The sequence below is a fragment of the Polyangiaceae bacterium genome (genome assembly GCA_016715885.1).
Classification (GTDB): domain Bacteria; phylum Myxococcota_A; class Polyangia; order Polyangiales; family Polyangiaceae; genus Polyangium.
Map to the genome: position 1 here is coordinate 285,721 of JADJXL010000018.1, position 21,494 is coordinate 307,214.

Sequence of the window (21,494 nt, forward strand, 5' to 3'; positions counted from 1 at the left end):
GTCATCGGGGCACGCGACGAGCCATCTCGCAGATCGCTGCACGCAGCGGATCCTTCGGCAGCTCCGGCGACGTTTTTTCCTCGCACGCGACCAGCGGTTCCATCGGATCCAGCGAGATCCCCATACGAAATTGTCGATCCACATCCGATGCATCCGGGAACAAGAGCCCGCGCAGCGAATGCCATCGACCCACGCGATAGTGCACGTCCTCGATGCGCTCCACGAGTGACGCTGCGTTCTGCTTTTCGCCCATCGCCACGAACGACTCGGCAAGCGCACAACGCACGTTCGCATCGAACGGAGCAGCCGCGTGCGCCTTGGTGCGCTCGATCGATGCAGCCTTCGCGTGCGATCGATTTTGCAGGAGCGTACCAAGACGAACCCTGCGTGCAGCGTCTTTTCCAAACGACGGACGCGCACCAGGTTCGAGGTCCGCGGGCATGTTCGTCTGGACAGACGTCAGATGCGCCTTCCAGCGACTCACCCACGTCACGAAGTCCGCCGATGACACCGCACTGATCGCGCGTCCCACGTCATCGGGCTCCTTTGCCTCTTTCAGCCGTACCACGAGCTGCGGTAGCGCCTCGTCGCCGGCTTCACGCGCCCAGTACCGAATGAAGCTCGCAACCTCCGCGTACGCCACCGACGCTCGCTCGGCCGACGGCAACATCGCGATCGATGGGCCGATCTTGTCGAGCTCCACGCCGAGCCCTCGCTCCATGCCGATCCGCGCCACCGCATCGTCGGGCGGAAAATCATCGAGCGGCTCGCCATCGCGCCATCGCGTTTGCTGTCGCTTCGCCACGCCTTCCTGAAGCCACAGCGGCGCCTTGTCACGCGTTCCGCGTGAAAGCGCCAAGTGCGTCATTTCATGCGCCAACGTGTCGAGCCACGCGTAGTTCCCCGATGTCGCGCGCGGCGAAAGCATCGTCACGCGACCCCACTTCGCCACCGCCACCGTTCCCGTCGTGCGCGCAGCTTGCTCGGGCAAACCCGTCATCGCCGAAAGTGCAAACTGATCCCGCACGAGGTCGACGTGGATCGGCAATGGCAACTCCACGCCGAGCTCCTTCGTGAGCATCGTTCGCGTTCGTAGCGCCGTGTCGACGATCAGCGGCACGAGCGCCCGATCATCGTCGTCTTGCAGACGCACGCGCACGCCTTCCTCTTCGACCGTCACCGTTCCAGCCATCGAACGAGCACACCCTCGCGCAACTTCGGCGAGGTGCAGAGCTTCGGGACGATTCACGAGATCCGGGCGTGCAAAGATCGTCGCGGCCGCGTCGCAGTCGCCTTCGTAGATGAACAAGTGCCCGCGTTCGAGCGCCAGCGCCGTGTCCGAAGCATCCGCACCTTCGAGGATCGATCGCGCTGCGGGATAGTCCATCTCGACCGTCGCATTGCGTGCACGCGTCGCTCGATCGAGGTCCCCGAGCAGCGGAATGCTCGCGCTCGTCATGGGCGCAGCGGTCATCGATGCACCGAGAACGAGCGCAGTTAGCCAAGCATTCTTTCGAGTTCGTACGATCATCGGAGCAGGCCCTCCGTGTACCGTTTGATCGCGTCTTTCAGCAGCGGATCGCTCGATCCCGACAGCCCTTCGAGCACCCGTTTGCGGAACGCATCCGGCCCCTTGTGTTCGTCTTTGCCCGGAACCTTCGCCTTCTTCGCCAGCTCCTTGCCGTCGCCAAGCCGTTCTGGCCTCGAACGCGCATTCGATCGCGACCCGTCCTCTTCGTCTTCTTCGTCGTGCTCGCTGCGCGCCATCTCGAGCAGTCGTTGCGCATTCTGCTGCTGCTCCGCCCCTTCGATCCCGTCGCCCTTTTCGAGCGCTTTTGCGGCGTCTTGCATCGCGCGTTCTGCTTTTTCGAGCAAATCCAAGGTTTCGTCGGGCAAACTCCCATCGCCCGAATCACCTTGCTCGAGCAGCTTCCTCGCCTTCTCGGCCAGCTTGCCTTCGCGTTTGCCGCTTTCTTCCAAGTCGCCTTTCGCCCGGTCCGTCGCGGATTGTCGCAACTTGTCGAGCGCCTCTTCGGCCCACGCGAGCTCCTGCGCGATGCGCCCCAGCGCGTTCTCCGCGGAACGCCCCGCGCTTTGCTCGCGCAAATCCCATTCGGCCGCGCGTTCCCCCGCGCGCTTTGCATCTTCGAGCGCCTTCAGCGCTTCCTTCCCCGCTTGCACCGCATCCCCAGGACGCCCTTGCTCCAGCGCATCCGCCATCGATTCCGCAAGGTCACGCGCGCGCTTCCCAGCACTCTCCGCGGACCCCGGTTCACCCGGACGACGCGGCAACTCCCGCGCCGCATCGCGAATCGCCTCGGCGTGCTTCTTCGCCTCGCTCTTCATCGCATCCAGCTCGTCCTGGGCAAACGCTCGTTCGAGCGCTCGTTCCACGTCGTTCATCTCGCCCGCGTGTTCGCTGATGAGATCCTCCAGCGCCTTGGCACCTGCTTCGGCCGCATCATCCGCCTCGGACTCGTCTCCTGTGCCTCCGCTGCTGCCGCTGCCCGTCCCAGAGCCGACTTCACCATCGCCGAGCCGACTTCCGCTTCCACCCATCGACGACGGCACGGGGTTTTTCAGGCGCAACGCAAGGTCCCGCGCGGCCAGTTCCGCGTGCAGCAAGCTCTGCGCCTTGCGAGCTCGATCAATGCGCCGCAGCCCGTTTTGCACAATCTCGCCCAGGTCCGCCCCGAGCGCTCCGAGTCGCACGAGCTGCTTGCCTCCGCCTCCAAGCACCGCCACCGATGCATCGAGGCGCGCAACTGCGCTTGCAACGTCCCCGCGTCGCCGCCCATCTGCAGCGGCTGCACTCTCGGCAGCTTCTTCCGCAACGTCGGACAAACGCTTGGCAACACGACGTGCGTCCTTCGAACCGAGCGCGATGACCGCAGCATCGATCGCAAGCAGCACGGATTCCGTCTCCTCCACGAGCGACGCGTGCGTTGCAGCCGATGGTTTGTCTTTCTCCGCTGCGAGCGCTTTGCCCAAGCGCTTCAGTTGTCCGCGCGTCAGCGTCACGGCGCGTCTTGGAAACCGCAGACCGCCGTAGCTACCGCTCAGTGCAACATCGATCGCGTTCGTCGCACGCTCTTGCCATTCGCGTTCTTTGCGCAGGTGATCGGTCGACTCTTTGCCCGCGGGAGCTGGCTCGACGAGACGATCCGCAAGCAGATCCGTCAGCGCATCGCGCACGCGCACGAGCGCTTCGTAACGAAGTGCTTCGGGCTCACCCACCTCGGGCGGCATCACCAAAATCGCTGCGCTCTTGCCCCAATTTGGTCCCGCGATCGGATCGTTGTCCTTCGCCTCGATCGTCACTTCGACCGGCACGAAATTACGCTGCCAAAATGATTCGGTCGTGAACACGATGCGATGCGAACCGCGATCGGTCAGCGGATCGCCTTGCGGACGCGACAGCACTTTGCGCACTTCACGACCACTCGAGCGGTACACCAGATCCACTTGGCGAAGCCCGTGATCATCGGATGCTTCGTACGAAACCAAAATTTCCGGCTCTTCGAGCATGCGGATCGTCTTCGGTGCACCTTCGACGGCAACCTTGGGAGCGAGATCCGGGATCGACGTGATGTGTTGCACGTCCTCTTGCATGATCCGCACGTTGCCGAATCGAGCAGCGACGCGCAGATCGACCGAATCACCAAGCTCCCATCGAGCAACCACACCGCCCACGCCATCGAAAGCGAACGGGACTTCGTTCACGCCATCCGTCAAAAACAGCGTCCGATTCGGTAGCGTCGGACGACCGCGCACCGTGATCGTCGTGCCTCGCGGCAAAGACACCCGTTCGAACGGATAAACCGCGCGCGCATGCTGGTGCAGATACGCTGGAGGCTTCGCGTTCATGTCGTCGACTTCGAGGTATTCGAGCGCGACCGGAGCCTCGTTGTTGCGCGCCGCGAGCACATCTAGGCCCTCGACGACGCGCATCGGCTCGAGCGCGACGGCGGCGAGCGCAATTCCAGAAAGACAAACCCCCGCGATGGCCCAGCGATGCGCCGCGAGCATCGCGTGCGACGCGACATCGTCCGGGGACACGCGACCGAGAAGACGCGTCAGGTGCAGGCGAGCGAGCGTCAGTGACCCGGCGGAGGCGTCGCGTTCCGTGCGATCGACGAGGCCCACGGCGCGCACGGCAGCTTGGGCCAGCTCTGGGTTCGTCGGCCCGATCGTTTCGAGGATCGTTCGCTTGATGTTGCGATCGCGCCTGTGCAGCACGAGCGCCCGGGCGAGCATGCCGATGGGCAGCGCCACGAGCACGGCGATCGCGATGCCGCGTGCGACCGGCGTACCGATCCGAGCGACGTGTGCGAGGCCCAGGACTGCGGCGATCGACAGAGCGATCAGCGTTCGACGCGCCGCAGGGCGAATCTGGGCGCGCTGGGCGGATCGGAGCTGGGCGACCAGGGCTACAGCGGCAGACTCCACGGCATCGAGCGTAGCAGAGAAACGAGGCGTGCAATTTGGGGGGCTGCTCGACACCCGTCGCGAGATGCCGCATTCTCGCTACTGCTCATGAATCACACCCAATCCTCGAGCCTAGCGCGAGCGTTTTCGTATGCGAATCGCGGCGTGTGAACGTGCCGTTCTCCGCAGGGGTCGACCGATTGGGGACGACGTTGATTCTCGAGGGCGCGGCGGTGTTTTGGTTTCACTCCAAGGCTAGCTTCAATGACCCACGCTGATCACTTCTTATCCCGATTGGATCGTGTATCGCTTCCGCACGTCGAGCTTGCGTTGTCGCTGTATCGCGATGACGAATTGCTTCGGTACATCCTCCAGAGCGTGAGGCTGCCCGAGCAAGCGGAGCGCGTCGCCATTGCATTGAAGGACGGTGCTGATGCCCCGTACATCATCGTGACGCGGGACGGCAAGTTCGTCACATGCCTTGGTGAGGGGATGTCACCGGGCGAGCTGCCGGTCATCAGCCGCGGGCAAGTCGACGGCATCACGAATCGGGTCGAGGCGCATAGGGATCGGCTGGCTGAACGACAGAAAATGTTTGGTCAAGGCGGTCAAACACGCGCAATTGCGCGCCGAATCTACGATCGTGGCAATGATTTGTCCCGTGAGGAATTCATGGCGTATGCATCGTGGCAACCTATTTTGGCGCCGCATTTCTTCAAATTCATGATCGATTGTGGCGAATTGGCCATCAATGCGCGGGAGGCGCTGGTCGGCGTTCTGAAGCGAACCGACAAACCGCGCCCCGGATGGAATGACAAACTCCACGAATATTGGAAGATGTCCTATGCATGCAGCCATTTCGCCGTGCTGGCTGCCATGGGCACGAAGAGCCCATTCGAGGGGGTAGTCATTCAGGGCACCGACCGGCCCATCGATTCCCTGATTTCGGGATTCACGATGCTGGACGGAATTTTTTCCATGTGTGTGAAAGGATTGTTCAGCATCGCGAAGATCGGTAAGCCGCTCTTGCCATTCTACAAGCAGCAGTATGAGCAGGCGCATACCCAAGTCGATTTGCGTCAGGCGTTGCTTTCTCTCATCGGGATCGCAGCTCGTCACGGCAAGCTGCGCACGGAGGTGAAAAAGACGTTGTTGCCCGTTCCGCCACGCCGAACATCGGGTTTTTCGCAATACAACCATACCGTCGCGACGATTGCCGAACGTTCCCTCGATGAGATGGACGAATCCGACACCATGACCGCCCTGATTGGCGCCATGCTTGCGCTCGAATTGACCAAGTCACAACGCAAAGGCTCGCCGTTTCATTTCGAGGACATCACCAAAGTTCCGAGCGATCTTGCGCGGTCGTTGAGCTTCACGATCACATCGGACGTGAACGATCCCGAGGTATTCGCGAAGCTTTTGCTCATCGCTCCCATTGCGGCGCGAGCGGCGCCGGAGGATTTGTACTTGCCGAAAGCATTCATCGAAGTATACCGCAAGCCTTGGAGACCAGAAGACTCGCTGGCGTTGCTCGAGAGCTACAAGGAAGAGCTTCGAATGCCTGTACCAAAGCCCAAAGGGCCGACTCGAAATGGTCCGTGTCCTTGCGGAAGTGGCAAGAAGTACAAACGTTGCTGTAGCGAGTGATTTTGCCCTACAGGCAATGGTCCATCCCGCGGTCCGGGCGATTTTCACGCTCGCTCGTTGCCGAGCGCAGGTGACTGCTCTACGATTGGCGCATCCATCGTGGCAAACATCGGCTACATCCAAGTCGTTCGGCACTGCAATCACTTTTGCGGGTTTTGTTCGAACCCGACGACGCCGTACGTGCACACGTTCGACACGATGAAAGTGCTCGTCGACGACTTCGTGAAGCGCGACTACTTCGGCGTGATCCTCACCGGGGGTGAACCGACGCTGCATCCCGAGCTGCCGAAAATCGCGGCTTACGCATCGGAGCAGGGATTGCACGTGCGTATGATTACGAACGGCACGCGATTGGCGGACCCGGAATTTGCGCGAGCGGTGGGGGAGGCGGGGGTGAAGATCGCGCATGTATCGGTGTATTCGGTGCGGCCCGAGGTGGAGGAGGTTTTACGGGGGTCGCCGGGGACGCTCGAGAAGGCGTTTGCGGCGGTGCGAAATGCGCACGAGAATGGGATCGAAGTCAATATCAATTGCGTCATCAACAAGCTCAATGCGGATCATTTGGACGAGAATATCGAATATTGGATCGAGCATCATCCGTACATTCGGCATTTCGTGTGGAACAACTTGGATCCGTCGATGGGCCGGGCGGAAGTGAATCAGGACAAGTTTACGCCGCGGCTTGCGGAGTTCGAGGTATCACTGCAAAAAGCATTGCGGCGACTTCATTCGACGGGGCGCACGTTTCGCGTGGAAAAAGTGCCGCTCTGTTACATGACGGAATTCGCGTGGGCGAGCACGGAGACGCGGAAAATCGTCAAAGGCGAAGAACGTATCGTTCATTTTTTGGATAAAAAGCAGACCGTCAGGCAAACGGATTGGGAACATATTTATTCGGAGGCGTGTGACCATTGCACGCTGCGGCCCATTTGCGGCGGTTTGTTCGATCGAGGCAATGCGTACGACCCAGGGGAGCTTTACCCGGTGTTCGTCTCGATGGACCCCATTGTCGATAAGATCATCACGGACCCGTCGGATCCGAGCTACCCGCTGCGCCGGTTGTCCGATTGGAAGAAGGATTTTGAAGTGCGGCTGCGCGAAGCGAAGGGGGCGGGTCGAGGTAAGCCGGATGTGAGTGACGATACGCTAGAAGCGATGCGACCGCATGACGCGCCTCAGGTGGGCATCATCACGGATCAAGGTGTGCGGAAGTTCGAGGCGAAGCGGCGGGCGGAATCGCGGAAGGCGGAGGCTCTGGGCGTCGCGATGGAACGGACGCACGAGAGCGGGATCGACGCTGGGGACGACGCGTAGGATTTTGTACAGAAAAGGCGACCCAGGGCTGCCTGTTTTGCGATCCAATTTACCAAAATGTGACCCAGGGCTGCCATTTTTGCAACCTAGTCCACCATATGCGCCCCATCCAATGGTCTGCCGTAATCCTCAAATCACCGCCGCCATAACCAATTCCGCCACACCATCCCCATCAACAACCGCATCCACCCCGCTGCCACCCACCCCAACCACGCGCACCTCGTCACCATCCGTATCCATCACCACATGCGTGAACCGATGCGCCTCTGCGTAACGCATCGCGTCGCCCGCGTCCCCCGTCTCGGCCGCTGCGACCCCCTTCCCCCGTAGCTGCCTCACCACCGCGTCCCCTCCCGCAGCCATGGCCACGAGCACCCGCGGCAGCCGTTCTTCCACGACGCCCGCCGCACTCCGCGCCTGCGCCACCGCATCCAGGTGCAGCGCTAAGCCCACGGCTGGCATCGCGTGACCAAACCTGCAGAGCAAATCGTCGTATCGGCCGCCCGCCGCATAAGGCTCGCCTGGACCCGGAGCCACCGCGTGAAATATCACGCCCGTGTAATATGCAAAATGCCGCACCTCACCCAAATCGATCCGCAATACCTCGCTCAAATCGTCATTCGGCCCCCCAGAGCCCGAAAACCCCGTTCGTCGCGCCGATTCCCACAATGCCGCCACCTCCAAAAGCGGCTCCGCTGCCGGCGTGTCCGCAAAAAGCGCCTTCGCTTCATCGAGCACCTCGTTGCCCGATCGTCCCGTAAAACCCCCCGACAAATCCGGCAATGCCACGATCGCTCGAGCCACCTTGGCCGGCACCATCGCCGATTCTTTTGCCGACAAGAGCGCATCCAAACGCGCCCCATCTTTGTGCACCAGCGCATCGGTCACGTCGCACGAAAGCGGCGCAGGCAATACGTCCACCAGCGACCGCGAAATGGCCGCATGTCCCAGGTCGATGACGAACGAATCGAGCCCCACGTGGCGCGATACCGATGCCAATAGACGCAATGCTTCTTCGTCTCCGCGCGGCGATGGCGCCCCGTACAGCTCCACCCCCGCTTGAGGCACCTGGCGATGTCGCCGCGCACGACCTTGTTTTCGCCGCACGATCGTCCCTTCGTAACATAGCCGAATCGGCGCAGGTTGGCCTGACAAACGACTCGCCACCATTCGCGCAATTTGCGGCGTCATGTCTGGACGAAGCGCACACACTTCGCCGGATTCAGGCTCGACGAACCGCAGCACGTCGCCCGGATCCAGCGTCCCCAAACCTTTTTCCAGCACCTCGGCCAGCTCGAACGCCGGCGGTATGACCAGATCGAATGCGTGCAGCGCAAAGTGTTCCAGGACCTTTCGAGCGAGCGCTCGCCTTCGTTGTGTCTCCTCGGGAAGAAGATCGCGCAGCCCGGCAGGCAGCGGGTGTGAAAGTGCTCGGGGCGGACGATACTCGACGCTCACCCTCTGCTTATAGCGCGTCTGGGCAATCCATGCGCAGGCAATTGCGTGCAAGGCGTGCCCCGTTTCTCCCCGCGAGAGATGCCTACCCATTCACGCTCCTTCAAGCGTGCCAGCCGAGCCAGCCATTCGCGCAGATCCGCATCTGCCAAGCTTGGCAGGTACCTTGCTCCCGACCCCCCATCGCCGGACGCGCCCACCCGCCGCGGGTTCGCTGGCATGGAGGTTTTCATGGCCGCTTTGGCCGTTTCGACCACACGCTCTGCCGCGACAAACCGTCCACCCGACGGGTCCGAGACCCGAATTGCCGATTTGATCGAACGAGTCAAACGCGACGACCCGGGCGCCCTCGACGCCCTCACGCGTGCCATCCGTCCTCACGTCGAACGCCAGCTCGCCCGGTATCCCGTTTCAGACGAAGATCGCCTCGACCTCGTGCAATCCACGCTCCTGCAAGTCATTCGTCGCATTCGCTCGTTCCGCGGCGATTCCAGTTTCACCACGTGGCTCTTCCGCGTCACCGCCAACGAAGCGCTCATGCTCATGCGATCGCAAAGGCGCCAGCGTGCTCGGTTCATCGCCGGCCTCGACCTGGAAGACCTCAGTCTTCTGCCCACCATGCGCGTTTCGACCGTCGAAGACGACCCCGCAAGCCTCGCCGAACGAGAAAAGTTCGTCCGTCGTGCCTTGGGCGAACTCCCGAACGATTATCGAGACGTCGTCGTCGCGCATTACCACGAAGACCTCGGCCTGCACGAGATCGCCGAAAAGTTCATGGTCAGCGAAAGCGCCGTTCGATCGCGCCTTCACCGAGCACGTTTGCGTCTCCGCGCCATTCTCGATGCCACCCCGCACGGTCGCGAGCTGCGTACGGGCATTCCCGACCCCGATCGCCCTGCCGGCGCAGCAGGTTGAAAACGTCACGATGACATAACGGTCATGACGCTCGTCCGTCACGAAAGCACATTATCGGGTGTCGCGGCTGAACATTGGCCCGATCGGTGGTAGGCTTTCTCCATGCGCACGCGTTCAATCCTTTTGCTCCTTGCTCTTCCTGCTTTTGCCGTTCCTTGGGCCTGTGCCGCCTCGAACGGAGGCTCGTCCTCGTCTTCCACGACAACCGGTGGCCAAGCTGCCTCGGGCGGCGAGGGCGGCTCTGGCGGCTCCGGCGGATCCGATTCTTCCAGTAGCTCGAGCGGCGAGGGGGGTTCGGGCGGATCATTGTTCGAGGAAGACGGAGGGTTCATCACGGATGCATCCTCGGAAGAACCTCCGCTCTCGGCCGATGCGGCTTGCGCTGCGACGGCATCCGAAGCGACCGTGGAAAAACTCCCCGTCGACATCATTTGGATGGTCGACAATTCGAGCAGTATGGAGCCGGCCGTAACGGAAATCCGAAACGGCTTGAACGCATTTGCCGCTCTCATTGCATCGAAAAACCTCGATTACAAAGTCATCATGCTCAGCTTGCGCGACAAGGAAACGAAAATCACGTACAACGGAGGCACTCGGTATCCCGTGTGCATTCCCGAGCCGCTCGCAGGCGACGCTGATTGTGGCAATGGCCCCAGATTTTTCCAAGCCAGCTTGGATATTTACAGCACCCAACCCCTCGAACAATTCCTCGGTACATTGGGACAAACGACAGGATACCAACCGGGCGATCAGCGCGGGTGCGAGCCTTGGAAGCAGGAGCTTCGGCCGAATGCAACGAAAACCATCGTCGTCGTGACCGACGACAATGCGCGGTTGTCTGCATCTCAATTCGAAACATTTGGGGGCGGGAAAAACCCATTCAATTCATTGACGCTGCCGCCGGGGATCCTCCACCCGAGCTGGAACGGGCTCTTCGACAGCTACATCTTCAGCGGCATCTACGGCTGGGAGAGCAACAATGACCCCTCTGTCATTTGTACCTTCCCGGACGGCACGCAGCCCCCGAGCTCCGGGCCGACCTATACCACGCTCGTGCAAAAGACCAAGGGCGTCCGCGCCAAACTTTGCGATGGAAGCGCCGCGTGGCAACCCTTCTTCGACGCGGTCGCTCAAGCCATTTATGCCAGCGCAAAGCTCAATTGCGAGCTTTCGATTCCCACGCCACCGAATGGCACCATCGACCCGACGCTCGTCAACGTCGCGCTCGTGAGCGGCGGTCAGTCCACGTACTTGCCCGGCGTCGCCAATGCCGCCGCATGCGGCGCCGAAGGCGGCTGGTATTACGACGATCCCGCCAATCCCCAAAAAGTCATTCTCTGCAAAACATCCTGCGACGAAGCTCAAGCCATGGTGGGTCCGGACAAACCCGGCAAAATCGAAGTGCTCTTCGGTTGCGAAACCATTCTCAAGTGACGACCCCGATTCGCTCGAAGGGTTGTTTCAAGTCGTCCGGCAAATCCGCCGTGATGGTGACCTCTTCTCCCGAAAGCGGATGCGCGAACGCAATGCTCGCCGCGTGAAGCGCCAATCGCCCGAGCCCATATTCGTCACGATACGCTCGATTCAGCGCTCCCTTGCCATAATTCGAGTCGCCAATCACCGGATGATGAATGTGCTTCATGTGCCGCCGCACTTGATGAAATCGTCCCGTGCGCGGATGCGCTTCGACCAGCGACACGTGCGCGCCCGACCATAAGCGTCGAAATGTCGTGAATGCAGCCACCCGCGGCCCTCCTTCACTCCGCGGAATCGCATGATCAATGCTCCCGCAATCCGGCGCGACGCCCCGTACGAGCGCCAGATACCGCTTGGTCACACCCCCACCCTCGAACTTTTCCTGCAATGCCCGCGCCGCCTCCGACGAAAGCGCAAACAAAAGCACCCCGCTCGTCGCCCTGTCGAGCCGATGCACCGGATACACCCATTGCCCTGCCGCGTCTCGCACCAGGTCGAGCGCCGTCACGGCATCGGTACACATACCTCGATGCACCGCAAGCCCCGATGGTTTGTCCACCGCGATGAATGCGGAATCTTGCCATAGGACCGTAATCATGCCGCGTGCTTCCATCCGCGTATTGGCACCGTCGACGTCCACACGCAAGCAGCCATTGTTGCACAATTCATCTTCCAGCCGCTCGTCGTCCGGCGTATCGTCGACGAATGCTCACGATTCGCTTGCGCATGCACCTCTTCGCTTCGACACTCGTCTGCTTGGCGCCCGCTTGCGCCCCAGATCTGACCGTTCAATCGAGCGCGTCTGGAGGCATGGGTGGTGACGGTGGGATGGGCGGCGCGTCTTCCAGCGCATCGAGCTCGAGCGGTATGGGCGGTTCATCGAGCAGCAGCTCATCGAGCAGCAGCGCATCGAGCAGCAGCGGATCGAAGCTCACGGTCGGCGAGGCGTGCGACGATGATGATGAATGCGCGAGCGGCGAATGCGAGGACGATGTTTGTTGCGCGGAAAAATGCTCCGGCGATTGCATGAAGTGCGATCTGAATGGATCGGTCGGATCGTGCGTTGCGCTGCCCGTGGGCACCGATGAATGCGCCGCCATAGGCGAGCTCTGCAACGCGAACGGGCAATGCGCTTGCGGTGTCGCGAAGCCGCCTACCGGCACCACTTGCCCCACTCCATGGGTATCGGGCCCGACGCCCGGATCGTGCGTCCTGCAGTGCAATCAGGGTTTTGGGTGTAACAACAGCAACATCAGTTGTCCTTCGGGTTTCGATTGCATCATTGACTGCAGTGGGAAAGATGGCTGCCGCGACGCGACGATCGCTTGCCCGAGCGGTCACCGGTGTTCGATTACCTGCACCAGCGAACGCAGTTGCATGAATACCATGATCATGTGCAGCGGTGATGGCCCGTGCAACATCACGTGCGGCGCCGAGAACAACGCCTGCGATGGCGCAGTGCTCACTTGTGGCAAGAACCAATGCGCGGCGACCTGCAGCGGCACGAGCCAACCTGGCATTTTGGGCAGTGGCTCCTGCAATGCGCAAGGCTGCTGATGTTCCGGCAGCACGTGCAAATTCCTTTGTGTTGCAATTTTCCGTGCAATCCCATAAGATGAGCGCATGAAACACGAGCTTTCGATATCTTTTTTCTCGGCGTTCGGCGTTCTCCTCGCGGGCGGCGCCTTTTTCGTTGCTTGTGGCCTGGAAGATACCGGGACCGTGCCAGCCAGCACCTCCAGCGGTACATCGGCATCTTCCGCATCCTCCGCGTCGTCGAGCGGCATGGGGGGCGGATCGACCACGTCCTCGAGTAGCTCGAGCTCGGGCGAAGGTGGAATGGGTGGCGCTGGTGGCGCAATGGGTGGCGCGGGCGGATTGGGCGGCGCCGGGGGCATGGGCGGCGCCGGGGGCATGGGCGGCGGTGCGAGCTCCAGCTCGTCGAGCAGCGGAGGGCTTGGCGCAATTGGATCACCGTGCGAATCCGGGGCCGAATGCACGAGCAGCATTTGCGAAAACAGTGTGTGCTGTAGTACCACGTGTGCCGAATGCCATAGCTGCAATCAACCCAATTCGATGGGCACCTGCATGCCCGTGGCTGTGGGGAGGGACGATTGCGCCGTCGATGGCGAGCTTTGCAACGAAAAGAATCAATGCGCGTGCGGCGTTTCAAAACCCGCGCCTGGTGGAGAGTGCCCGGATCCGTGGAAACCTGGTCCCTCGCTCAATTCGTGCGTGCTCGAATGCAATACCAACAATGCGTGCAAAAATGTGACGACGACATGCCCCGCCGGCTTCGATTGCATCGTCGAATGCAGCGGGGCCGACAGTTGCAGCGGAAGCGCCATCATTGAATGCCCAGCAGAGCACTCGTGCCGCGTCAACTGCAGTGGTAATGATGCCTGCAAAGGTGCCAACGTACAGATTCGATGCAGCGCCGATGGACCGTGCAGCGTCGACTGTACGGGCGGCATGAAGGCATGCGATAATGCCAAGTTGATCTGCGGAAACAACGCTTGCCACGCATCTTGCACGGACAACGACAAACCCATATTGTCACAGATACCGGACACGACGTCGTGTGACGCTGCCCCCTGTCAGTAATGGCCACGCCAGTTCTGACTAAGGTATCGCAATCACTTCTTTTCGCGTCGCAGCCACCCAATCTCGCGTTTCCCACCCTCGCAAACGGCCCAATTGCAGCGGAACCGGCCGGTACAGCGCCGTCGCCGTCACGGATGCGCTCGGACAACCTGCAGGAAGCTCGAATAGATGCGACGTCGTCACTGGTTCGAGTGGCGGGAGGCGATTGTCGCTCACGATGTCCACCGCCTTGTAATGCGGAACGAGCCGCGTGCCTGCTGCATCCACGAGCACCCGCGCGAACGATTGCCCCGCAGCACCCGCAAGCGCAAGCGACGATGCTCCGTCTGCGAAATCGCCATTGAAAGAATCCCCCAGCATCACGATATCGCCGGGTTCGGCCACGATCGACTCGTCCACGGTGAGCACGTTGTCCATGACCGAAACGATGCGCGCTTCACCCACGGGCGCGTAAAGGGGAAGCCCTTTTTCTGCTGGACCGAGCAACGGATTTGCAAAAAAACCAATTCCTGGATAATCGATCCATTGCCCCGAGTCTCGAATGACTCGAATGACGTTTCCTGGTTTTGCAATGGCTGCCGCAGCGCTCCACGACCATTCATTGCCGGATGGAGTCACGTCTTGCCCCACGATGCCGCGAGAAAGCGCTCCAGCCACGTCGTCGAGCAAAAGGCCCCCTTTGAGCGCGAGTTTTTCGCCGCATGCGTTTGCTTGGACGACGAGCAGCAGCGATCGCATGGGTTCGCCCGTGGGTACGGCATGTCCCGCGCCCTGATTCGATAGTTTGACCGACACCGATAGCTCATTGCCCACGATTTCCGCGGCGAGCCACATGCCCAGCGCCACATCGAGCAATCTGTTTGGTCCCGTCAAAGGTCCGCGGAAAGCGTGCGATCGAATTTCTTCCGGTGGCCGCACGAATCCATTCGTAATGCTCGCTTTTTCGGGTTTCGTCGTGTCGACCGTGTTGGTGAGCCCGTCGTTCGGCGGCATGTGACAATGCTGGCAATGCGCTCCAGCCATGGCCCATGCGCTGTCCGACCACTCCGAATACGTGGAATGCGTGGGCAAACCCGACGGAAACCGAGCTGGATCGATGGACGTACCCGGCACGAGCGCGTCTTGCTCTTGTTCGTGACACCCGGCGCAAAAGATGGCTTGCGAAAACTTCGGTTGGTAGCTCCCGCCCATGAATTTATTCGGCACGTCCAAGAGCGGCCCGTACATTACTTGACGCAATTTCGCTCCGGGCATGCCCGTCACGGTTTCCCGCGGTCTTTGAAGGATGAGCCGTCCTGCGACGCCGGGCGGTTTTTCCAAGTCGATGTCGCTCACTTTATGACAAACGTCGCAATGGTTGCCGTGATCGAAAGAGGTGCCCGTGGCATCCAAGAGATTGCGCCCGCCGGTAGGACCTGGCAAACCTGCTGCATGACAATCCGCGCAATGGCCAAAGAGCTTTGGTTTTTCCATTTCGGGACGTGTCGGATCGTCGCAAGCGAGATCGTTTGGCGCTCCGCAGCCATTCAAATCCGCAAGAACGCCGCCGCCGACGTAACATTTGTTTTTGGTGTCCATGGCGGTGCCTGGCACGAGCCCTTGGCGGAAAATTCCGCCAGCGGCTGTGCACGAAGCTGCATCGGCATTCGACGTGCCCGCATAAAGGTCTTGCACCAACGGATCCTTCGTGGCTTTCGCGTGCGCCGACGTATTGAATTGCGCCACGATGGTCGTATGACAATGACCGCACACGGCTGTCGAATTGTCGATATCGGCATCACCTACGCCCGGCGGGCCATAGGTATACCCCATCGTATTGTCCGGCGGTTTTACCTCGTGCATGACGATTTCCACGGATTCGACGGGCGCTTCGATGAATTCCACGCCGCCCGTTCGATAACCGATTTTCGAGGCCACGACCGTGGGCGTTCCCGGAATCGTCGTGGTCATTTCGAGCGTGAACGTGCCATCGGCACCTGTCACGAACGCGGGCTTGCCTCCGCCTTGCAGCACGATCGCGTCAGCCACGGGCTTTTCGCCGTCCGTGACGATGCCCGTCACCGTGAAGACGTCTGGAAACGCGCCGCTCGAGCTGCTCGACGTGGAGCCCGTCGATGAAGACGACGATATCGTGGATCCCGCGCCGCCCATGCCGCCGGATCCCGTCGTGGTGATTGGTTTGTCCTCGCCACAGCCAAGGGCGAAAGCGGCGCTGGCCACGAGCGTTCCGAAGGGCAGTGCGCGCAATTGCGTCTTCCTCATGAGCTCAGACGACAGCAGTTTTGCTTGGTGGGTGCAAGTCGAGGTGCCGAGACATTTCGATGACGAACGAACCGATTGCGCTCGCGAAGCCGCCGAGCACGAGGGTTGTCCGGAGAAACGTCTGCCTTGTTCGTCCTGCAGAGGTATCCGTTCGAATTTCGGGGGTATGGGGGGCAGAGCCGCTAGTTCCCCCTCTCCGCCGCGCCGGAGGCGCGTGGGGAGAGGGGGTTAGGGGGTGAGGCGCGAGGCTGGCTTCGCGCAGCGCGCGTCTCATGCGCGCGAAGCGAACGTGCAAACCTTGTCCTGGTAGCTCACTTCTCGAGCAGTGCTTTGATCTCGTCGGCGATCTTCTCTTCTTCGCCTTCGCCGTAGCCGGCGTGGATGTGTCGCACGACGCCCGCCTTGTCGACGATGAACGCCGTCGGCATCTTCGGCGGCTTGTACGCCTTGGCAGCGTTTTGCTCTTTGTCCCAGACGACCGAGAACTTCACGTCCGTGGCCTTGACAAACTCTTCGAGCTTGGCCTTGTCCGTGTCCTTCTCGTCGACGCTGACGGCGAGCACGGCGAGGTCTCCGCCGAACTGATCGACCAGCTCTTGGTACTTCGGGAACGACTTCTTGCACGGTCCGCAATACGTCGCCCAGAAGTCGATGATCGTGACTTTACCGTTCGCTTCCTTCACGGTCTTCGGCCCGTCGCCGCTGACGGTTTCTGCCGTGAAGTCGGGAGCCGGTTGGCCGACGAGCGATCCGTCGGAGTTGCCAGACTCGGCTCCGGCGCCGCCCGACGCGCCGCCACACCCAACGAGGGTCAGCGTCAGGGCTGCGCCCGTGAGAAGCGCGCCGAAGGTGCGGACAAACGACGATCTCGAGCTCATTCAAGTCTCCTGTTGTTTCAATGAAAGCGATGGTTTCTTCGCATGGATCTCGCTGCATCCGTTGAACGATCACGACGCCGGGATCATGTGCCCACCGCGCTACGCTGCGCGCAGCTTACCTCAGCCTGTCGACTTTGTGTCGCGCCGGATGCACCATGTCGCTCATGTTCGCGGCTCCCACGAAAAGGAGCCTGTCGCGCTACACGTGGCGGGCTTTTCTTCTGCTCCTGCCCGCGCTCGGCGTCCTCGTCGCTCAAGGCTGCCAAGTCAGCGTCGGGGACCAGTCGTGCGCGGAAGGGCAAAACTTTTACGACAAGGAAGACGACTGTCCCTACGGACCTCCGGGCGGTCCGAAGCTCATTCAGGCAAACCAAGTTGCTTGCCCGGACATCCCCCAAGAAGCCGACCCGTTGAACTGCACGACGACGTGGAACGACGTCTACGCGATCTTCACGGGGCCTGCGGGCAACTGCTCCTTCAGCGGGTGTCACGGATCGGCGCCTGGAGCGCGCGGCATCGTCCTGTCCGCCACGGACCCCAACGCGTTCTACGATGAGCTCAAGGGTTACTCGGGCTCGCAGGGTTACCCCTACATCAACGAAGAAGATCCGGCCCATTCGTGGATCCTCTGCAACCTCGCGGGCGTCGCCGGCGGAGGTGCACCGATGCCGCCTCCGAGCGGTTTCAGCGAAGCCGATCTGGCGCTCATCCAAAATTGGGCCACGTGCGGCTTGCGGCGCGACACTCCCGACGCTGGTCCTTGAACTTCACGCTTCGATCTTGACGCGAGCCGCGAAAAACCGCGTTATATGACGAGAAACTCGGCTGCTTTTCGGAGTCTCGAGCGATGTTGTCACGCCTCTCTTCGATCCTGAGCCTCGCTGCTGCGCACGTATCCAAACGACGCAGCACGTACGTCACCGCGTTCGTTCTCACGACGGGCCTGTTCGGTGGCGCTGGGTGCGCACCCGTTGCTCCGTACGAACGCGGAAAACTCGCGCATCCCACCATGACCGCCGGCGACATGGCGGGGTTTGGCGAGTCGCACCTTCGAGCGATCACGGAAGGTGCCATCGGCGGAAGTGGGGGAACGGGTAGCGGCTGCGGCTGCAACTGACGCTGCTTTGTAAACGTCTCATTGCCGTCTTGTCGCCATCGAGCGGCTGGCGGCGAGGTTATAGTGGCCGCCGCGTGATTCGTTGCATCTCAAAAGTTTGGTCGTTTCTGTTCGTCGTCGCGACGATCGTCGTCGCACGCGCTCCCAGCGCCTTCGCCGGATCGAACGACGCGGAAGTCGACACGCTCGTCCAAACCATCCTCGAAACCGACTACAAGGACGGCAACTACAAACAGGCGCTCGAGACGCTCGAAGTCACCAAACCCGTCTGCGCCAAGAAAACTGCTTGCAGCTCAAAAGTTCGCGCCAAGCTGTACGTTGCCATCGGCATGACCCAGGTGGGCCTCGGGCGCACCAAAGACGCCAAGTCGGCATTCGCCACGGCGCTCAAAGAAGACGCATCCATCACGCCGCCCGCGAACCTCACGAACGCCAACGTCGACAAGGTTTTTGCCGAAGCGAAATCCGGGGGTTCGTCCGGGTCTACTTCTTCTTCCTCGACACCATCGACGTCGCCTTCTTCTTCGGGGAAGAAACCGAAGAAGGAATACGACGGGCGAAGACCCGCGCGTGGATGGAGAACCGGCGAAGGCTCGTTCTATTACGTCGAAGCGTACAAGGCCGAGAAGGAACGCGAGTGGGACGACTGCATCACGTACGGAAGGCTCTCGTACGAAGCCGAGTACCGCTCCTCGACGCAGTTCCTCGTGGCGTCGTGTGAAGCGCGCGCGGGCATGTGGCTCGAAGCCATTGCGGATTACGAAGCAACGGCGGAAGCTGCAGAAAAGGCGAACATTCGACGCACGGTGCAGATGGCGAGGAGCCGCGCCGACGAGCTTCGCGCCAAGCTTCCCAAGGTCACCATTCTGAAGCCCGCCAACGTGCAGGACCTCAAGGTGCGCATGGGGGGCGCCGAGGTTCCGCCCGACAAACTCGACACCGAGATCCTGGTCAACCCCGGCGAACGCACCGTGTTCGCCACGGGCAAGATCAAGGGTGACGAGATGTCCTTCGAGCAAAAGGTGAACCTCGAAGAAGGCGAAGCCGTCAGCGTCGAGATCAAGCTCAAGCCCAAAGGCAAAGCGATCGACAAGGCGCTCGTCAAGTGCATGCAAGATGCACAAACGCAGGACGACTTCGACGAGTGCGTCTCGAAAAACCGCAAGCTCGGGCTCAACGGAAAGTTCGGTATCGAATTCTCCGGCTACCACGACTCGGACAAAGTCGACGTCCTGTCGCCCGCCATCTTCGCGAACTTCGAACACCCGACGAACGGCTGGGGCTTCGGCGGATCGTTCCTCGTCGATGTCGTCACCGCAGCATCGACCGACATCGTCGCGACGGCGTCACCCAGGTGGACCGAGCAGCGGTACGTGCCGGCCATTGGAGGTCACAAGAAATTCGGCGACGTCGACGTCAACCTTCACACCGCGTTCTCCATCGAGCCCGACTACTTCGCATCGTCCGTGGGTACGACCGTCGCGATCGATCTGCGACAGAAGACGATCACGCCGAGCATCAGCTACGACTTTTCGTACGACATCGCGGGTCGTGCAGGTACGTCGTACGGCGTGTTCTCACGGCGCATCATGCGGCACGCGTTCGACTTGGCCTCCTCGTTCGTACTCGACAAACAGTCCATCGTCACGGTGAACATGTCGATCGTCGCGGAGGTTGGAGATAGTTCGAAACCGTATCGTTACATTCCGACGTTCTCCAAAGACATCGCCTCGCGCGTTCTTCCGGGTTTGGCTCTCTCGACCGTCGACTTCTTCCGCAACCCTGAACGTATCCTCGAACAGCTCCCGCTCAGCCGTGAGCGGTTTGCCATCGCGGGACGGTATGCGCGTCGTTTTTCCGCGAGCACGCTGCGCGCGGAGGAGCGTCTCTACGCCGATAGCTGGGGACTCAAAGCAACCACGACGGACATGCGTTTCATCTTCGATGTGGGCAAGAGCCTTCGCATATGGCCGCACGTGCGGTTTCACGCGCAGACCGGTACCGACTTCTGGCAACTCGCGTACGTCGCGGAACGAACGGCCACGGGGTTGCAAGTGCCCGCGTTGCGTTCGGGCGATCGCGAGCTCGGACCGCTCTTTGCGTTCACCGGTGGTGCGGGTGCGCGTCTTTCGTTTGGCGAAGCGAAAAATTGGGGCATGACGTTCAGCGGGGACGTCGTCTACACGCAGTTCTTGAACACGCTCTACATCTTGCAGCGCTTTGGTTACTTCGGCGCGTTGGGGCTGGAGGTCGATGTCGAATGAACCGAGCGCGTCATCTTTTCGTGTTGCTCGTGTTGCTCGCCGCGGGATGCGGTAACCGCGCGGTCGATGAACGCATCGCAGCGCTCGGCGAAGAAGATCCGAACGTGCCGATCGGCGAGCATCATCGGGCGGGGCAACCGTGTGTGCTTTGCCATGGCGAGTATTTGCAGGACGAACCGATCATGACCGTGGCGGGAACGATCTACGCGTTTCCCACGGACAAGAATCCGCTTCCGGTCGAGAACGTCACTGTCACGCTCACCGATGCGTTTGGTGATCAGTTCAAGAAGACCACCAATTGCTCGGGCAACTTCTTCGTCACGGCTGCTGAATGGAAGCCGGCATTTCCGCTTCGCGCCGAGCTCGAGTATCCCGTGCCCGGATCGCTCGAATCGACCAAGCGCGTGGTCATGTCGACGCGCATCAGTCGCGACGGTTCGTGCGCGGGATGTCACGTCGGTGCGCCGAACCAAGGTTCACCGGGGTGGGTCACGTGTGCCGAAACGGATCTCGTCCCGCCGTTCCCGCCTCAGGACCCCACGTGCCCGGGAGCGAAAAAACCATGAAGACGATGCGAGCGGTTGGGTTTGTCATGGTACTCGCGAGCGGCATCGTCGGATGTGGCGACTTCGAGGCTGGTGTGAAGGACGTCGTTGCTCCGCCGTTCGATCCGCTCGTTTTTCGTTCGTTTTCGGCGGTCATGGAGCGTCGTTGTGCGACGCTCGATTGTCATGGCCATGCGTCGCGTCCGCTTCGGATTTATGGGCAGTACGGCTTGCGTCGTTACGAGCCCGAAGGATCGCCGAACGTGGAGAACTACGCCGAGTATTATTCGGGCGGCAAAGAGCCCACGACGCTTGCGGAGCTCGAGGACAACTATCGCAGCATTTGTGCGCTCGAACCGGAGCTCGTGGCCGAGGTGTATGCGAAGACGTCATCGCCGGATGTGCTCACGATCGTGCGCAAGGCACGCTTGCGTGAAAAGCACAAGGGGGGGCTCCTATGGAACAAGGGCGAGCCTGGGGATGTGTGTATGACGAATTGGCTCACCGGCATCACCGACACGGCGCAATGCGAGGTCGAGCTCGGGCATCCGTGATTTGGTTTCGGTCTGATCCTGGGGGGTTTGGG

The 21,494-nt window shown here is 61.2% G+C and carries 18 protein-coding genes; 10 read left to right on the forward strand and 8 right to left on the reverse strand.

Annotated features, from left to right (window positions below):
* Position 1 precedes the first annotated feature (1 nt).
* Together IPM54_22285 and IPM54_22290 are read right to left on the reverse strand one after the other, a co-directional pair.
* On the reverse strand, positions 2–1,531 hold the full coding sequence (locus IPM54_22285) for a hypothetical protein (GenBank protein MBK9262520.1): 1,530 nt from the start codon (positions 1,529–1,531) through the stop codon (positions 2–4).
* Complete coding sequence (locus IPM54_22290; protein ID MBK9262521.1) at positions 1,528–4,449, reverse strand: DUF4175 family protein; 2,922 nt, start codon at positions 4,447–4,449, stop codon at positions 1,528–1,530. The genes IPM54_22285 and IPM54_22290 overlap by 4 nt, the downstream gene beginning before the upstream one ends.
* A 243-nt stretch (positions 4,450–4,692) precedes the next feature.
* Here IPM54_22290 and IPM54_22295 point away from each other — a divergent pair, with 243 nt between their 5' ends.
* Together IPM54_22295 and IPM54_22300 are read left to right on the forward strand one after the other, a co-directional pair.
* Entirely contained in the window at positions 4,693–6,078 is a 1,386-nt protein-coding gene (locus IPM54_22295; protein ID MBK9262522.1) for an SEC-C domain-containing protein, read from the forward strand.
* A 99-nt stretch (positions 6,079–6,177) separates the two neighbouring features.
* A complete protein-coding gene (locus IPM54_22300) occupies positions 6,178–7,392 on the forward strand; it encodes a radical SAM protein (protein ID MBK9262523.1) in 1,215 nt (404 codons plus the stop codon).
* 129 nt (positions 7,393–7,521) lie between these two features.
* Here IPM54_22300 and IPM54_22305 read toward each other — a convergent pair whose 3' ends face one another.
* Positions 7,522–8,850: an ATP phosphoribosyltransferase regulatory subunit gene (locus IPM54_22305; GenBank protein MBK9262524.1), complete on the reverse strand. Its 1,329-nt coding sequence runs from the start codon at positions 8,848–8,850 to the stop codon at positions 7,522–7,524.
* A gap of 228 nt (positions 8,851–9,078) precedes the next feature.
* On the opposite strand from IPM54_22305, the gene IPM54_22310 reads away from it, so the two are divergent.
* Positions 9,079–9,762, forward strand: a complete 684-nt coding sequence (locus IPM54_22310; GenBank protein ID MBK9262525.1) for a sigma-70 family RNA polymerase sigma factor — start codon at positions 9,079–9,081, stop codon at positions 9,760–9,762.
* A 102-nt stretch (positions 9,763–9,864) separates the two neighbouring features.
* Positions 9,865–11,196 (forward strand): hypothetical protein, encoded by a 1,332-nt coding sequence (locus IPM54_22315; protein ID MBK9262526.1) that lies wholly within the window; start codon positions 9,865–9,867, stop codon positions 11,194–11,196.
* Here IPM54_22315 and IPM54_22320 read toward each other — a convergent pair.
* The 3 genes from IPM54_22320 to IPM54_22330 all read right to left on the reverse strand — a co-directional run bounded on the left by IPM54_22320 (position 11,189) and on the right by IPM54_22330 (position 13,025).
* Positions 11,189–11,836 carry a pseudouridylate synthase gene (locus IPM54_22320; protein ID MBK9262527.1) on the reverse strand — a complete coding sequence of 216 codons (648 nt, stop codon included), beginning with the start codon at positions 11,834–11,836 and terminating at the stop codon, positions 11,189–11,191. The two genes, IPM54_22315 and IPM54_22320, sit on opposite strands and share 8 nt — an antisense overlap.
* Before the next feature lie 190 nt (positions 11,837–12,026).
* Entirely contained in the window at positions 12,027–12,338 is a 312-nt protein-coding gene (locus IPM54_22325; protein ID MBK9262528.1) for a hypothetical protein, read from the reverse strand.
* A 237-nt stretch (positions 12,339–12,575) separates the two neighbouring features.
* Positions 12,576–13,025: a hypothetical protein gene (locus IPM54_22330; protein MBK9262529.1), complete on the reverse strand. Its 450-nt coding sequence runs from the start codon at positions 13,023–13,025 to the stop codon at positions 12,576–12,578.
* Here IPM54_22330 and IPM54_22335 point away from each other — a divergent pair.
* A complete protein-coding gene (locus IPM54_22335; GenBank protein MBK9262530.1) occupies positions 13,024–13,842 on the forward strand; it encodes a hypothetical protein in 819 nt (272 codons plus the stop codon). The two genes, IPM54_22330 and IPM54_22335, sit on opposite strands and share 2 nt — an antisense overlap.
* Before the next feature lie 18 nt (positions 13,843–13,860).
* Here the strand turns inward: IPM54_22335 and IPM54_22340 are convergent, their stop codons facing one another.
* Together IPM54_22340 and IPM54_22345 are read right to left on the reverse strand one after the other, a co-directional pair.
* The gene (locus IPM54_22340; GenBank protein MBK9262531.1) at positions 13,861–16,104 is read right to left on the reverse strand and encodes a carboxypeptidase regulatory-like domain-containing protein; all 2,244 of its coding nucleotides are present in this window, start codon (positions 16,102–16,104) and stop codon (positions 13,861–13,863) included.
* Positions 16,105–16,415: 311 nt separating this feature from the next.
* Complete coding sequence (locus IPM54_22345; protein ID MBK9262532.1) at positions 16,416–16,982, reverse strand: TlpA family protein disulfide reductase; 567 nt, start codon at positions 16,980–16,982, stop codon at positions 16,416–16,418.
* A 155-nt stretch (positions 16,983–17,137) separates the two neighbouring features.
* On the opposite strand from IPM54_22345, the gene IPM54_22350 reads away from it, so the two are divergent.
* The 5 genes from IPM54_22350 to IPM54_22370 all read left to right on the forward strand — a co-directional run bounded on the left by IPM54_22350 (position 17,138) and on the right by IPM54_22370 (position 21,462).
* Positions 17,138–17,746 carry a hypothetical protein gene (locus tag IPM54_22350; protein ID MBK9262533.1) on the forward strand — a complete coding sequence of 203 codons (609 nt, stop codon included), beginning with the start codon at positions 17,138–17,140 and terminating at the stop codon, positions 17,744–17,746.
* Between the two features lie 83 nt (positions 17,747–17,829).
* Complete coding sequence (locus IPM54_22355; protein ID MBK9262534.1) at positions 17,830–18,099, forward strand: DUF4266 domain-containing protein; 270 nt, start codon at positions 17,830–17,832, stop codon at positions 18,097–18,099.
* 74 nt (positions 18,100–18,173) lie between these two features.
* Positions 18,174–20,363, forward strand: a complete 2,190-nt coding sequence (locus tag IPM54_22360) for a DUF3570 domain-containing protein (protein ID MBK9262535.1) — start codon at positions 18,174–18,176, stop codon at positions 20,361–20,363.
* A complete protein-coding gene (locus IPM54_22365; GenBank protein ID MBK9262536.1) occupies positions 20,360–20,929 on the forward strand; it encodes a hypothetical protein in 570 nt (189 codons plus the stop codon). Before IPM54_22360 ends, IPM54_22365 begins: the two co-directional genes overlap by 4 nt.
* The gene (locus tag IPM54_22370; protein ID MBK9262537.1) at positions 20,926–21,462 is read left to right on the forward strand and encodes a hypothetical protein; all 537 of its coding nucleotides are present in this window, start codon (positions 20,926–20,928) and stop codon (positions 21,460–21,462) included. Before IPM54_22365 ends, IPM54_22370 begins: the two co-directional genes overlap by 4 nt.
* Positions 21,463–21,494 lie beyond the last annotated feature (32 nt).